The sequence below is a fragment of the Streptomyces sp. NPDC055025 genome (genome assembly GCF_053608565.1).
Genome location: NZ_JBSGVS010000003.1, coordinates 111553 through 124675, shown reverse-complemented (window position 1 = coordinate 124675; position 13123 = coordinate 111553). Strand labels below are relative to the sequence as shown.

The window sequence follows — 13123 nt, the reverse complement described above, 5'->3', positions numbered from 1 at the left end:
GTCAGTCCTCCTCGATGAGGATCGGGCGGATTCGGTCGGCGCCGGGGTCGAGCTCCCAGGACCAGGCGCGCGCCACGGTCTCTGTCCCGTCGGGGTGGCGGGGTGAGTGCTCCACGGCGATACGGACGGTGTCTCCGAGTCCCCAGTCGCGGCCCAGGCGCGGCGCGGCCGAGGCCACGGCCTCGATGGTCCAGGCCCGGGAGCCGGTGGCCATGAGGGTGAGGGCCTGGGCGGCGTGGGCGGTGAGCTGGTCGGGGTCGGTGATGCCGGTGGCCGGGGTGAAGCGGTAGGCGTAGCGGGGCCAGCCTCCGGCCTCCAGCGCGGTGGCGGTCTGCGGTGCGCTGGTCAGCCGGGAGTCGCCTTCACCCTCGCCACGCGCCTGGACGACGGTGGCACCGCGGCCGGACTCGTAGGACTCGGCCAGGGTGTAGCTGACGACGCAGCCCGGGGTGTCGAAGACGGCTTCCGGCTGGGCTGACTGGACGCCGATCTTCGGACGGACACGAACGGGCAACAGAAAGCCGGTGTGTGAGGCGTCGGACCATACGACGTCAATCGTCCACTCCGGGCCGCCTTCCGCGCCCATGACCTCCTGGAGGGCGGACAGGATGGTCCGGTCATCCGAGTCGAGAACCGTGAAGTCCGTGAGCCGGCCGGTTGGCGGTGCGTCCATGACGAACGGGGGGCCGCCGGTGAGCGCGGCGTCCATCAGGTTCGTGACCACGTCGGCCTGGTCCTGCTGGATGAGGATCTGGTCGCCGGTGTAGCGGCGGTCCAGATATGCCTCCGGGGTCGCGGCGCCGAGCGTGACGGTCTGGGCGGATCCGCCCTCGCGGGTGAGGACGATCCCGGACCACACCGGCTGGTCGGTGAGCATGTCGACCCCGACCAGGAGTGTCCGGCCCTGGTCCGTTGCCGCCTCCCACCCGGAGGGTGCCCCGCCGAGGGCCAGCTCGAAGCCGGTGGACGTCGATGCGCCCAGCCGGTGGGTCAGGGCTCCGGTGGGCCGCAGGGACGGAAGGTCCTCAACGATCTGGCCGGTGCGCAGGTCGCAGCCGTACCAGGCCAGCGTCACCGGCTCCAACTGGCCAGCGCTGGCGGGCTGGGCGGTCATGACGGGTGATGTCATACGGCGCCCAGCGGCTCGACACTGAGCTGCCCGTCCTCCGCGCGGGTCGCCGAACTGGCGCCGACGCTGGTGAAGTTGTACTGGGGGATGACGGTCAGAGACGCCCCGGGGGTGAGGCCGGAGCGGATGACGCGGCGGGTGCCGTAGACGCGGCCTCCCATGGTCGACACCGCGTTCTTCTCGGTGATGGCCTCGACCAGGGCGCCGGTCGAGCGCCATCCGCACCAGCCGGTCGACGTACTGGTGTTGGTGTTGGCGAGGGCGCTGCCGATGCTGATGGCCACGATCCCGCTGGGTGGCACGGTGGTGGTGATCGGCGGCCACTGTCCGCTGGTGAAGTCGGTCGCGGCGCCGGAGACGTAGGTGGCGGGGCTGCTCACCTGGTCGGACACGACCGGTGTGGACGGGCTGACCGTCCGCCAGGCGGACCCGTTCCAGCGCTGGAGGCCCGTGCCGTTGTCGCGGTACTGGCCGGTGTAGTAGCCGGTCGCTGCGGGGTCGGGCAGGATCCCGCCAGGCGCGACGGTCACCGGCAGCGCATTGTTCACGGACGGGGAGCCGCCGCCGGACGCGGGCACGGAGATGGTGGCGAGCGGCAGGTAGATCTGGGTCCCGGCCGGCACCGGCGCGGACGGGGTGGAGGACGCGACGCCGGGCAGGTAGACCGCATCCGCCTTGTTGAGCCCGGAGGCGTCGACGGCGGTGTCCCACACCCGCAGGTACACCAGGTCGATCCTGGGGAGGGTGGCGTGCGCGGCCTGCAAGGTGGCTGTAGCTCCGGAGCTGAGCGACACCCCGTACATGCCCTGCCCCGCCTGATACACCCAGGCCGTGCCCGAGCCCACATTGATCGTGCTGCCCGCGAGTGATGTGGACAGCCCGCCCGAGCCAGGGAGCACCCCGGGTCGGCCGCCGAGTGCTGTCCCGTTCGTCATGACCTGTAGTGCCTGGACGCGGCGCAGTTCCAGCGCGTCCATGGCAATCCCATTGATCCACTGCGGGTCTACGGCAACCATCCGTGTCGTCTCCTTACATCCATGCCGAGCGCCAGGTGACGGTCAGCAGCGCGGCGGGGTCGTAGGTGTCGGCGAGGAACTGAAAGGTCACCGTGGATTCGGCGGGGATCTCGGGCCATCGCGGCGCGGACAGAAAGCGGCGTCGGCTCGCGGTGCCGTTGAGGACCGCGGCCTTGGCGTCGACGTCGATGACGAGGTATTCGCCGGCGCCGATGGTCTCGGCGTAGGTGAGGAGCCGGACGGAGCCGTCCTGGTACTGCGCGGCCACGGTGGGCGCGGTCACGGGACCGTCGATCCGCAGCACAGGCCGGGTACTGAATTTCCCGGTGTTGGCGGCGTTGATTTGCCCGGCGACGGTGGTGGCGTCCACGGTGACCGGCGGGGTGACCGGCGGGGCCAGACCACCACTCGACATCGGCAGACCGGTGGTGGCGGACTGCTGGTCCACGCTGTACCGGCGCGCGTCGGCCGCCGTCACCATCAGGCTGAAGGACGCCATGGTGTCGGTGACGTACTGAAGGATCGGCCGGCCGGAGCGCCGCACGACTGCCTGTTTGGGCACGGTCTCCCACACCACCAGCAGGGTGTCCGTCAGCGCCGCCGCGGCACGGGCCTCCTCCATGGCCTGGTCCAGTGCGGCCCGGTCCGGGGCAACGATCAGACCGGCGAGCGTGATGGGCCGCTCGCTGAGGTAGACCGGAGTGAACCACGCCCCGTGATCGGCCTCGCGCTGCTGGACCTCGCTGCGGGAGTCCGAGGAGTCCCAGCCCTCCAGCGTCTGGAGGACCCAGGCGACCCCGGAGGCGTCCACCCCTCCCAGAGGCACGCTCCCGAGGTCCGCCCGCAGGCCGTCCAGATCACTGCCCGGCACGTACATACCGCCCGCCCCTCTCTCAGCCGATGAGCTGCATGTGCCGGGCCACGTCCATCGCCTGCTCCGCCGACGTCTGCTTCGCGCCGTTGAGATAGACATTGGCGATGCGGTCGCCCTCACGGACCACCGGCCGGCCGCCCGCCGGAGCCGACCCGTACCGTGATGCCGGGGTGAGCTGGTAGCCCATGGCCGCAGCCGAGCGGGCCAGCAGCCCTCGCGACCGGCTGGATCCGTCGAACGGGATCCACGCCTCCGGCACTCCCGCCTCTCCGCCGAGCACGGCTGTCGGGCGGGTGAGGATTCCGCCCCGGGCCATCGCGGTGACGCCGCCCTGGCCTGCGTACTGGGACAGGAACTTCGTCCTGTTCGCAGAGGGCAGGGCGTTGATCTGCGCGAGCATCTTCGGTACCAGCGCCCGGATGACGCTGGTGTCCAGCCCGGCCGCGATCAGCTCCGCATACCCGGCCCCCGGCGTGGACCGGAGCGTGGTGAGCAGGGTGAGGGCGTTCGCCAGGTCCTCGCCGGACAGCGTGCCGGTGTTCGCCTTCACCGCGGCGTTCGCCGCGGCGACGTCCTTCGTGCTGCCGGTAGCCGCCTGCCGCGCCAGGTCCATCGCGGCCTGGTCGCCCTGCGCGGCCAGGGCCTGGGCGAGATCCCCGTACCCGCGGGTGGCCAGGGCCTGAAGGTCGGCCGCGAACTGGGCTCCTCCCTTGGTGGCCGCGCCGAGCTGCTTGGTGAAGTCGGCCAGGCTCGCCTTCGCGACCTCGCCCGTCTTCAGCAACTTCGACGTGATGTCCTTGAACTGCTTGTCGCTCGCGCCCGCCAACGCGTTGACCAGCGAGTATCCCTCCTCGCCCATGGCCTCCAGGAGTGCCTGAACCTCCGCCCCTCCGCGCCTCCCGATTTTCGCGAGGTTGGTACGCCACTTCTCCGTCGCCGCCAACGACGCACCGAGCTGCTTCTGATAGGCCGCAAGGTTGAGCGTCGTCGGGGCCTTCGCCCCGGCCGGCAGACCCAACGCCTTGTCGAGGGCCTTCACATCGGCGTACTCGTCACGGACGCGCTTCTCGGCCGCCGCCCGCTGCGCCCGGGTCGACTTCTTGTCCTTGCGGACCTTGTCCAGCTCCTTGCGGGCCGCGTTGTACTCGGCCCACGCGTCCCGCAGCCGCGCCACCAGGTCATCGAACCTCTGCCGCGCGTCCGACGGCCCGCCCAAGGCGGGCGTGGACGTCGGGGCGTAGGTGAAACCGGCGAGGCCGCCGGAGGCGTACCGCATGGCGTTGAGCCGGTCGAACATGGCCACGCCGTACTTGCGTACCGCAGCGGATTTCACGACGTACTCGCCGTTGGAGACCAGCGCGGGGATGGAGTCGGACGTGCCGGTGCCGGGCCCGTAGACCGGTCCGCCGACAGGCCAGCTCTGTACGACGTCGCCGCCGTCGGCGTAGCGGCGGATGATCCCGCCGTTCGCCCGCGCGTTCACCCCTCGACCGCCCTGCCCGGTGTTGATCACCCTGTTCTCGGTCAAGTTGACGTAGTGGCTGGTGATGGTGACGCGCTTGTCCCGGAGCATGTCCAACTGCCGCGCGAGGGCCTGGGCGTTGGCTACCGCCGACCCGGTGGGTGCGGTGATCAAGACCTTCTTGCTGCCGGGGATCTTCTTCACGCTGTACCCGGCGGCCTCCAGCGCCTGGACCACCTTGGCAGTCGGCGCCTTGACCGTGATGGACTTCCCCGGAGGGATCGCCATCACCTTCTCCCGCAGGTCCGCAAGATCGGCGGCAGCCTTCCGCGCGCCTGGTGAGGTCACCGTGGTCTGCGCGGTGCCGGGGAGCTGGGCGTAGGAGTCGGTGAGTTCACGGATCTGCTTGTCGGTGAACCCGGCCTGGTGCATCGTCCGCTTGAGGATCGCGATGTCCTGCTCCAGGACCGCCTGCCCGGCCTCGATCGTCCCCGACTGCTCGGCCACCGCCTCGGCATGGGAGGCGGCGGCCTTGGCCGCGTCGAGGAATGCGGACTTGACCGCTCGGCCCTTCTCCGTGGTCACGTCCAGGCTGTGCCCGTTGTCCTTCACCGCTTCGTTCAGATCCGCGAGGCTGCTGCGGAAGCTGATCTCGCCCTCGGCCGAGCTGATGGCCGCGCCGTTCAAGGCCTTGAGCGCGTCGGTGAGCTTCTCGGCCTCGGTCCGCTGCTCCTGGATCTCCTCGTTGGTCGTGGCCGTCGCGTCGCCCAGGGCACCCTGGGAGCCGGCGGTGAGCTTTCCCTGGGTGTCGGTGGCGGCCAGGGCGTCGGTGTACCGGGGCAGAAGACTCGTGAACTTCTCCGTCGAGGTTCCGCTCTTCTCCGCCTCAGCGGCGAAGAACTGGAAGTTCGCGGCGGCTTCCTCCGCCGCACCCGAGGACACCAGGCTGGCGAGCCCCTCATCGATGGACGCGATCTTGTCGCGGGCCTCGGTCAGCTTGATGGGGTCGGCCATGCCGAGGGTGAAGATCTCGTCCATCGCGTTGTTGAACCGCTGCATACCGGTGGGATGGGCGATCTGCTGGACGGCCTCGCCGAGCCCGTCAAGGTCCTTGCCGAAGACCCGGGACATCTCACCAACCGCCTTGCCCGACGAGGCGAAGTCGACCATCGCGTTGGTCATCTTCGCCACGCTCGGCGGGGCGTCGGAGAACTTCTTCGCCAGGGACTGCACAGCCGTACCGACCAGCGCCATCGCCCCGAGGACGAGGCTGACCTTGCCCAGGGTCATCAGCATGGCGCGGGTACGTGCCGCGGTGATACCGAGTGCGGTCAGTTCCCGGCGGACCGCCATGATGCGGGGCAGCACCAGCAGCATCGCCGTGGCGAGCAGACCCCCGACACCGACCAGCCCGGTCATCACGGTGACCGATGACTGCACCTCGGGCGGTAGCTGCGAGTACCAGTTGACGACGTTGGTCAGCCACCGGGCCATGTCCCGGAGCATGGAGTTCGCGCTGGTGCCGGAGGTGATGAGCGCCGTCTCCAGAGCGCCCGCCAGCCGCTCCACGTCACCAGCCAGGTTGTCCGTCATCGTTGCCGCACCGCGGGTGGCGTAGCCGGCGTCCGTGACGGACGTGCGCCACGCATCGACCCCCTCAGCGCCCTGCTGGTAAAGAATCGTGGCGGCGCGGACCGCGTCGCTGCCGAAAATGGTTCCCAGAGCGGCGTTACGGGCCTCGGGGGTAAGACCGGAGAACGAGGCGTGGAGCCGGTCGGCCATTTCGCTCGCGCCGACGAAGTTCCCCGCCGCGTCGTAGGCGGAAAACCCGATCTTGTCCATGATGGCCTGGGCCTCTTTGGACTGCGGCACCAGCCGCTGCAACATCACCTTCAGCGACGTACCGGCATCCGAACCGGTCAGAGCGCCCTGGGCGAACATGCCGAGGATCGCAGCCGTGTCCTCCAGCGACAGGCCCGTCTGACTGGCAACGATGGCCGACTGGCGAAACGCCATGCCCATGTCGTGAACATTCGTGGCGCTCTTGCCGGCCGCAGCGGAGATGACGTCCGCGATGTGGGGGACGTCCTTCCCCTCCATCTTGAAGCTGTTCATGGCCTGCGCGGAGATGATCGCGGACTCGGCCAGGTCGAGCTGTCCCGAAGCGGCCAGGTCGAGACTGCCGCGCAGTGCACCGCCCACGATGTCCGCCGTGCTGATGCCCGCACGGGCCAGTTCCGCCTCGGCGGTGGCTGCCTCGGTGGCGGAGTACGAGGTGGCCTGGCCCGCTTCCAGCGCCGCCTCGCGGAGCTTGTTCATGTCTCCGACCGAACCGCCGGTCGCAGCCCGCACGTTCGACATGGACTTCTCAAACCTTGCCGCTGCGAACGCGGCGAGGCCGAACGCCGCGACCAGCCCCAGACTCGCCGTACGGGCCGCTTCCAGCGCCTTGCGTCCGCCGGTCGCGGCGGCGAGCATGCCCGCGCCGGCGGCGAACGCGGCCAGCCGCATCGCGCCGAACGAGCGGCCGACCGCCGCGGCGGCGGCCGTCCAGCGGGCAGCGACCGCCCCGGCCGCGGCCCCCGCCGCTGTCCGGGCGCCGGCCATCGCCCCCGACACCGTGGCGCCGGCAGCCGACCACCGGGACGACACGGCCCCCGCAGCCGTCGACCAGCGTGCCGCTACCCATCCGGCCGCCGTTCCGGCTCCCGCACGCACGGCCGCGCCGCCGGCCGAGACGCGCGCCCAGGTCGCCGACCAGCGGGCCGACACAGCCGACCCGGCCGCCGACCAGCGCGAGGACACCACCCCGGCGGCAGCGCCCGCGCGGACCCCCGCGCGCACCACCGCGTTGCCCGCCCGTACCGCTGCCGCAGGCATCGCCGAACCGATCGTGGCCGTTGTACGGGCCGCCTCCGCCCGCAGCGTCCGCATGGCCGCCGTGCCACGCTGCGACAGCCGCGTGTACGCGGCCCCCGCCCGTGCGGTCAGGGCGGGCACGGGTGCCAGTGCGGCACGGTTAGCCGCCGCGACACGGGTGGCCATACGGGTCATGTCCGCGCCCGCGCGGGCCGCCATGGTCCGCACCGCCGTACCCGCCCGCAGGGCCTGCGCCTGGGTACCGCGCGCCATGGCGGTCATCGACGCCTGGACTCGCACCGACGTCTGACGCATCGTCGTCGTGATGGTGCGCGCCGTGGTGGTGGTCGTCCTGGCGGCCGTGCGCATCGCGCTGGTGTAGGGCGTGACGGTGCCGGTCAGAACGACACGGACGGTGCGGACTGCCACGGCGCTCACCCCCTTTTGCTGATGGCGACGTGAATGCCGCGGGCGTCACCGCCCGACTTTTGATGTGCGTGCGCGCTGCGGGCGCCGGCCGCGCACGCGTGGCAGCGCAGCAGTTCGGCCTCGTACGCGTACTCGTTTTCGATCTTCGATGCCTCGGACCAGGGCTGGCCGCAGTCCGGACACCGGTCGCGCTCGACCTCGGTGAGGGCGAGTGCCCAGGCCCGGTCCTCGTCCAGCCAGAGCGGCTCGCCCGGCCCTGGCATGGGGCGCCCCAGGAAGATGGACCTCGGGACGCCCCAGGCTCGCGCGGTCTCTACTTCTCGCCGGTGAGGGAGTTGAAGATCGCGGAGGCGCTCACAGAGAAAGGGAGGCTGGTGGCCTCGGCGTTCACGTCGTAGGCGGCCTGCATCAACTCCGTCCTCTGGCCTTCGTTGAGGACCTCGAAGAGCTGGTCCGCCTGTTCCGGTGTCATCACCGGGTCGACGCAGCAAGCGGATACGAGCGCGCGTGGGAACGTCTGCGGATCCCAGCCCTCGTTCGGATTCTTCGACGGGTGCGCGGCGACGAGATCGGACCAGGCCCGCGCGCCGATGGCACGGAACCGGAACTCGGTCTCGGCCTTCTGCATCTGCTCGCGAAGCGCCTTGATCTTCTTGGCGATCTTCTCACCGGGGTTGCTGGACGCCAGTGACTCGGGCTTCCAGGTGTCGGACAGCCCGGCCAACTCACGCTCCAGCCGGTCGACCTCGGCGAGCACATCGCCCGCCAGGCACATGTATGCGGACTTCTCGCGCGGCTTGGCGCGCTTGAGGATCTCGGAGATGTCGGGCATCAGGCAGCCACCACCGCGTTCGTCTCCGGCGGCGAGTAGACCTTCACCGGCGAGATGAACTTCATGACCTCGTTGGCGGCAGGGGCAACGTTCGCGCGCTCACCACACACCATCGGATATGTCTCGACCTGCTGCCCGGCCGCCCACGCGATCTCGGCATCGATGCCGCGGCGGACGATGAGGACGCCGTGCACGCCGTACGTGAGGTTCTGGTAGGGCCAGTCCTCTTGCGGGGTGGTACCCCGCTTGAACGTGATCTGCGTTTCGAAGCCGATCCTGCCCACTTCCTTGGTGTCGAACTTGGACCGGAGGGATCCGGTGTCGACATCGGCGGTCGTCGGGTCGATCCCCAGGCCGTCCGGGGTGATGCGGTCGGTCAGCTCCTGCGCCGCGTTGCATTCGGCGACGGATGGAGCGGCGAGATTGGCAAGCGATACGGCCCAGGCTGCCCGGGTCTTGCCATCACTGATCAGGTCCATGAGAGCCCCCTTCAGGGCATGAAAAAGCCCCTGCCGGGGCGGAACGAGCGGAGAACAGGTCAGATGCGCAGGGCGGCGACCGTGACGGTGGTGGCGGAGCTGTAGCCGATGGCCACCAGGCCGTCGGACGGGGACGCGAGGAGATCGCCGGGCAGCGGCCCGATCATCCGCTCACCCGAAGCCGGCACGGACACGGTCAGGTTGGCGACGGACTGTCCGCGCACCGTCGCGGTCGCGGTCAGCGTCACCGTGATCGGGGCGCCGGCGCCGTTCTTGACGTGGATGAACGTCCTTTCGCCGGGGGCGACCTTGTCGCCGCCGGACGCGGCTGCGGCGTACGTGGGATTGATACCGGCCAGGGTTACGGCCTGCGGGGTCAGGACTGCCATGGGGACCCTCCGGGGTCAGGATGTGGACTGGAGCCGGTACTGCACCGGCAGGTAGAAGAGGGGCGGCGAGACGTCGTCGTCGCGCTGGACCGGCGGGCCGCCGAGTTCCTCGGGCCGCCAGGTCGCCCGGCCCGCGACGGTGAGCCGGCCGAAGAGCGCGAGGCGCACCCTCTGAGCGACCCACAGGCATTTCGTCTGCGTGGGGCCCACGCACGTCACCTGGAAACCCAGGACAAGCATGGTGCGCCGGTCCCCGAGTGACTCGGTCAGGGCCTGGCCCGGGTCGAAGTACACCGCGGCATACATCCGGCTCGCGGGCACCGGGACGGGTGCTCCGCCTTCGCCGACCGTCAGGCCCTGACCGGTCAGGGCCTCGGTCACCGCGGTGATGTGGGGGCCGATGTCCGGGGGCGTGGTCACAGCCGCCCCAGCCGCGCGGTGAGCGCCACCACATGGGCCTCGAAGCGTGGCAGCTCGTTGAGCAGCGCCCGGCCGCCGTCGTTGTGCCCGGCCTGCCGGCTGGTCCCGTATTCCAGGATGTTGCCGAGAGGACCCTGCGGCCGGCCTTTGTCCGGGCCGATCTCGGCCGACGCGCCGCCCGGCATGGGCAGCGGGTCGTAGGAGATCGTGTACGGGTAGAGCCGGGCATGGCGGCCAGCCGACGCCTGGGCGTTGGCGCGCCATTGGTTCTTCACGTTCAGCGCGCCCCGCATGACGATGCCCGTCATCTGAGCCTCAGCCTCGCGCACGTTCCAGGCCATCGCGTTGGCGAGCTGGTGCAGCTCTCGGGTGTCTGCGCTCATGACCGGTCCTCCGCACTGATCCGCCACGCTGTGGCTGCGTCCCCGTACTCGACCCCGGTGACCCAGAGGGTCAGGCCCACGAACCGTGCGTCGCGCGAGGCAGTCACCTTGACGACCGCGCCCGGGGCGATCCGCTGGGTGGGCGGGGGTGTCGCCCAGGGCACGGACACCACGAACTCCCGCAGCGTCACGTTCTGCTCGCCCGCCTCGACCTCTTCCCCGGTCCGGGCCACGGACTTGATCCGGGCCCGGCCCTCGTAGAGGACGACCTCCGAGCCGGGGGTATCCGTACCGGTCTCCCAGTCGAAGCCATCCTCGCCCGGCCAGGTGATGGTGATCTCGTCGAGCATCCGCCGCTCGGCTGCCTCCCGGCCCCGGGCCAGTACGGTCCCGTCCATCAAGGCACCGCCGGGGCGCCCGGAACGATGCTGAACGCCGTGCTGCGCGGGTTCGGGGGCTTGAGGGCGTCTTCGATCTCTTCTGCCTCAGTGTCGGACAGGTAGATCTCGCCGGTCGACCGGGAGGAGTCGATGACGTACCGGTAGTCGTCGATCGACTCTTCCCGCTTGCCCTCGGGGTTGGTCAGGACCCGCAGGACCATGGCGCAGCAGACGGTGAGGACGATGGCTGGCGGCGGGTCCGGAAGGGCGGGGAAGCGGCCACGGATGATGACCGAGGCGTCCGTCAGATGCGCGGCGGCCTTCCGCTGCTCGGACTCGTCGGCCAGGTCCCGGCCCAGCCGGTCTTCCAGGTCTGCGATGGTCGCGAAGTCGGCCACGGCCGGGGCCCCCTCTCCTACTTCGGCGGTCCGTACTGGTCCGCGAGCGCATCCCGGGTCAGGGCCTCGGCCGCGGCCTGGTCTGCGCCCTGGGATACGGCATAGGCGACCCAGTCCGCCTTGGACGCGGCCCGGTTGGGGGCCTTCGGACCGCTGGCACCCTCGGCCGGCGTGGTCTCGCTGATGCCGTAGTCGGCGTAGGCGTCGTCGGTGGCGAACTTCCGGAGCTGGGCGACAGCCGCCTTGTCGGTGGTCGTGCACTGCCCATCGGTGAATGCGGCGATACTGCCGACGCGGAGCTGCGGGTAGCGCGAGCTGGTGAACGTAGCCATGCCGGGTACCTCAGCTCGTGGTCAGGTTGGTGATCTTGCCGTGAGAGGTCTCCGGGCCGTACTTCAGGCCGACCTCGCCGTAGAGCATCACGCGCTCCTTCGCGCCAGTCTTGGCCAGCGGATCGGCGAAGAAGTGCCCCTTGCCGGGGATCTCCTGGTACACCGGCATGCAGTGTTCCAGCGAGGCGACCACGAGACTCCCGGCGGGCATGTGCCGGTCGAGCATGATGTTCAGTGTGCCGAAGTCCGTCTCGATCGTCTGGACGCGGACACCGCCGACCGTGCGGGACGACTCCTGGTAGTCCTTGTCCGTGATGAAGATCTTCGTCAGCATCCGCTTCTGGAAGCTGTTGCACAGCAGCGTCGCGGTGTCGGACTCGGTGATACCGCCGTTGTCCCAGACCATCTGGAGCAGGTCCAGGACGAGGTCCTCGGTCAGTGCGGACGGCTGGGTGCCGCCGGTGCCGGCGTCGCCGTCGGGTGCCGCGATGACGTTGGTGGTGATGGCCGCGATCAGCCCGCGGGTCTTCCGGGGCGTGGTGTTGTCCGCGGGCTTCTGGTAGGTGCCCTGAAGGAAGCTGAACTCGACGTCGCGGACCATCTGCTTGAGCATCTGCTCGGTCTGCCAGTCCAGCTCGTTGAGGACCGGGTTGGCATCGGCGTTGTTGATGCCGGCCTTCGCCTGCGTGGCGGCCAGCTTGGTGTAGCTGACGCCCACGGTCTCCTGGTGGACCTGGCAGATGTTGGAGACGTTGGCGCGCACCCGCCCGGAATCGGTCGGGGCGTCGGCGCCTTCCAGGGCGACGTTCTGCCCTGCGGCGCGCAGGTCGTATGCCTGCCACTCGAACTCGATGGCGTTGGTCTGCCCGCCCCCGGTCAGGCCGCCGATGGCGGAGAAGAACGGGGTGTCGCTCGGCGTGAGCTGGTGGAGGATTCCGGTGTAGTTGGGCAGGTTGTAGGTGGTGCCCAGGGCGGTGATCCCTGCCATGGCGGGGTCTCCTTACGGTGCTCGGGCGCGGCGTCCTGCCTGCCCTCGGTGGCTACTTGGTGGGGCTCGCGGGGGTGGCGAGCTTGCTGTTCTGGAGGCGCATCACGGTCCGCCAGTCGCCCTTCGAGTGGGCTTCCTTGATTTGCTCCTCGATCCCGCCGGGCGTGCCGCCAGGGCGGGCGCCCTGCCCGGGGTCCGGCTTCGGCGTCCGGGGGCCGACCGCTTTCGCCCAGTGCGGCTTGCGCTCCAGCAGCGCGGCCAGCTCGGTCTTGATGGCGTCGGTGTTGATCGCCCCGGCGTCGTCGATGAACTTGGCCGGGTCGAGCGAGGCGATCGCGTCCTCGGGGTCCTCGAACGTGGTCGCGGCCAGGGCCTCGACCTTCGCGGCCACTGCCAGCCGGGTCGCCGTTGCGGCGCGCTCCTCGGCGTCGGTCGCCCGCTCGGTGAGCTTCTGGGCGTCGGTCTTGTCGCGGTCCTCGAATTCCTTGAGCCGGGCCGCCTGGTCCTTGGCCTGCTGCTCGGCGTCCTTGGCCCGCTTCTTCCATTCGGCCAGGGCCTTCTCGCCCTCGGGGCCGAGGGGCGGATTGTCGCCGCCCTCCGGGGGCTTCGCCGGGTCCTGACCGCCCGGCGGTACGGCCGCCGGGGTGGGCGGGACGTTCGGGTCGACCTGCGGCGGCGGGTTGCCCGCAGCCGGGGGCGTCGGGACGGGGGGTGTGCTCATCGGTGCTCCCGTTGCAGGAGGTGGGGACCGCG

15 protein-coding genes are annotated in these 13123 nt (G+C 70.4%); all 15 read right to left on the bottom strand.

The window, feature by feature from the left end; all coding sequences use genetic code 11:
- Nucleotide 1: 1 nt before the first annotated feature.
- Genes ACWGDX_RS03110 through ACWGDX_RS03040 form a run of 15 tightly spaced genes read right to left on the bottom strand, consistent with a single transcriptional unit; the run spans nt 2 to nt 13091 of the window.
- Complete coding sequence (locus tag ACWGDX_RS03110) at nt 2–1114, bottom strand: hypothetical protein (protein WP_453621649.1); 1113 nt, start codon at nt 1112–1114, stop codon at nt 2–4.
- An 11-nt stretch (nt 1115–1125) separates the two neighbouring features.
- Nucleotides 1126–2145, bottom strand: a complete 1020-nt coding sequence (locus ACWGDX_RS03105) for a hypothetical protein (protein WP_453621647.1) — start codon at nt 2143–2145, stop codon at nt 1126–1128.
- Between the two features lie 13 nt (nt 2146–2158).
- Nucleotides 2159–3022: a phage distal tail protein gene (locus ACWGDX_RS03100; RefSeq protein ID WP_453621645.1), complete on the bottom strand. Its 864-nt coding sequence runs from the start codon at nt 3020–3022 to the stop codon at nt 2159–2161.
- A 16-nt stretch (nt 3023–3038) separates the two neighbouring features.
- Nucleotides 3039–7769 (bottom strand): phage tail tape measure protein, encoded by a 4731-nt coding sequence (locus ACWGDX_RS03095; RefSeq protein ID WP_453621643.1) that lies wholly within the window; start codon nt 7767–7769, stop codon nt 3039–3041.
- A 5-nt stretch (nt 7770–7774) separates the two neighbouring features.
- Nucleotides 7775–8032, bottom strand: coding sequence for a hypothetical protein (locus ACWGDX_RS03090; protein WP_453621641.1), 258 nt, complete (start codon nt 8030–8032; stop codon nt 7775–7777).
- A gap of 50 nt (nt 8033–8082) precedes the next feature.
- Nucleotides 8083–8601 (bottom strand): hypothetical protein, encoded by a 519-nt coding sequence (locus tag ACWGDX_RS03085; protein ID WP_453621639.1) that lies wholly within the window; start codon nt 8599–8601, stop codon nt 8083–8085.
- On the bottom strand, nt 8601–9080 hold the full coding sequence (locus ACWGDX_RS03080; RefSeq protein ID WP_453621637.1) for a phage tail tube protein: 480 nt from the start codon (nt 9078–9080) through the stop codon (nt 8601–8603). Before ACWGDX_RS03080 ends, ACWGDX_RS03085 begins: the two co-directional genes overlap by 1 nt.
- 59 nt (nt 9081–9139) lie before the next feature.
- Entirely contained in the window at nt 9140–9469 is a 330-nt protein-coding gene (locus ACWGDX_RS03075; RefSeq protein ID WP_453621635.1) for a hypothetical protein, read from the bottom strand.
- A 15-nt stretch (nt 9470–9484) separates the two neighbouring features.
- Nucleotides 9485–9889 carry a hypothetical protein gene (locus tag ACWGDX_RS03070; RefSeq protein ID WP_453621633.1) on the bottom strand — a complete coding sequence of 135 codons (405 nt, stop codon included), beginning with the start codon at nt 9887–9889 and terminating at the stop codon, nt 9485–9487.
- Complete coding sequence (locus ACWGDX_RS03065) at nt 9886–10272, bottom strand: hypothetical protein (protein WP_453621631.1); 387 nt, start codon at nt 10270–10272, stop codon at nt 9886–9888. The genes ACWGDX_RS03070 and ACWGDX_RS03065 overlap by 4 nt, the downstream gene beginning before the upstream one ends.
- On the bottom strand, nt 10269–10670 hold the full coding sequence (locus tag ACWGDX_RS03060) for a DUF6093 family protein (RefSeq protein ID WP_453621629.1): 402 nt from the start codon (nt 10668–10670) through the stop codon (nt 10269–10271). The genes ACWGDX_RS03065 and ACWGDX_RS03060 overlap by 4 nt, the downstream gene beginning before the upstream one ends.
- A complete protein-coding gene (locus ACWGDX_RS03055; RefSeq protein WP_453621627.1) occupies nt 10670–11050 on the bottom strand; it encodes a hypothetical protein in 381 nt (126 codons plus the stop codon). Before ACWGDX_RS03055 ends, ACWGDX_RS03060 begins: the two co-directional genes overlap by 1 nt.
- A 17-nt stretch (nt 11051–11067) precedes the next feature.
- On the bottom strand, nt 11068–11382 hold the full coding sequence (locus ACWGDX_RS03050) for a hypothetical protein (protein WP_453621625.1): 315 nt from the start codon (nt 11380–11382) through the stop codon (nt 11068–11070).
- Between the two features lie 10 nt (nt 11383–11392).
- The gene (locus ACWGDX_RS03045; RefSeq protein WP_453621623.1) at nt 11393–12370 is read right to left on the bottom strand and encodes an SU10 major capsid protein; all 978 of its coding nucleotides are present in this window, start codon (nt 12368–12370) and stop codon (nt 11393–11395) included.
- Nucleotides 12371–12422: 52 nt separating this feature from the next.
- Nucleotides 12423–13091: a hypothetical protein gene (locus ACWGDX_RS03040; RefSeq protein WP_453621621.1), complete on the bottom strand. Its 669-nt coding sequence runs from the start codon at nt 13089–13091 to the stop codon at nt 12423–12425.
- Between the last annotated feature and the right edge of the window lie 32 nt (nt 13092–13123).

Excerpts from the sequence above, each read along its gene's own strand:
- ACWGDX_RS03110 (WP_453621649.1), bottom strand. The coding sequence starts at position 1,114 with ATGACCGCCCAGCCCGCCAGCGCTGGCCAGTTGGAGCCGGTGACGCTG.
- ACWGDX_RS03105 (WP_453621647.1), bottom strand. The coding sequence starts at position 2,145 with ATGGTTGCCGTAGACCCGCAGTGGATCAATGGGATTGCCATGGACGCG.
- ACWGDX_RS03100 (WP_453621645.1), bottom strand. The coding sequence starts at position 3,022 with ATGTACGTGCCGGGCAGTGATCTGGACGGCCTGCGGGCGGACCTCGGG.
- ACWGDX_RS03090 (WP_453621641.1), bottom strand. The coding sequence starts at position 8,032 with ATGCCAGGGCCGGGCGAGCCGCTCTGGCTGGACGAGGACCGGGCCTGG.
- ACWGDX_RS03085 (WP_453621639.1), bottom strand. The coding sequence starts at position 8,601 with ATGCCCGACATCTCCGAGATCCTCAAGCGCGCCAAGCCGCGCGAGAAG.
- ACWGDX_RS03080 (WP_453621637.1), bottom strand. The coding sequence starts at position 9,080 with ATGGACCTGATCAGTGATGGCAAGACCCGGGCAGCCTGGGCCGTATCG.
- ACWGDX_RS03075 (WP_453621635.1), bottom strand. The coding sequence starts at position 9,469 with ATGGCAGTCCTGACCCCGCAGGCCGTAACCCTGGCCGGTATCAATCCC.
- ACWGDX_RS03065 (WP_453621631.1), bottom strand. The coding sequence starts at position 10,272 with ATGAGCGCAGACACCCGAGAGCTGCACCAGCTCGCCAACGCGATGGCC.
- ACWGDX_RS03060 (WP_453621629.1), bottom strand. The coding sequence starts at position 10,670 with ATGGACGGGACCGTACTGGCCCGGGGCCGGGAGGCAGCCGAGCGGCGG.
- ACWGDX_RS03050 (WP_453621625.1), bottom strand. The coding sequence starts at position 11,382 with ATGGCTACGTTCACCAGCTCGCGCTACCCGCAGCTCCGCGTCGGCAGT.
- ACWGDX_RS03045 (WP_453621623.1), bottom strand. The coding sequence starts at position 12,370 with ATGGCAGGGATCACCGCCCTGGGCACCACCTACAACCTGCCCAACTAC.
- ACWGDX_RS03040 (WP_453621621.1), bottom strand. The coding sequence starts at position 13,091 with ATGAGCACACCCCCCGTCCCGACGCCCCCGGCTGCGGGCAACCCGCCG.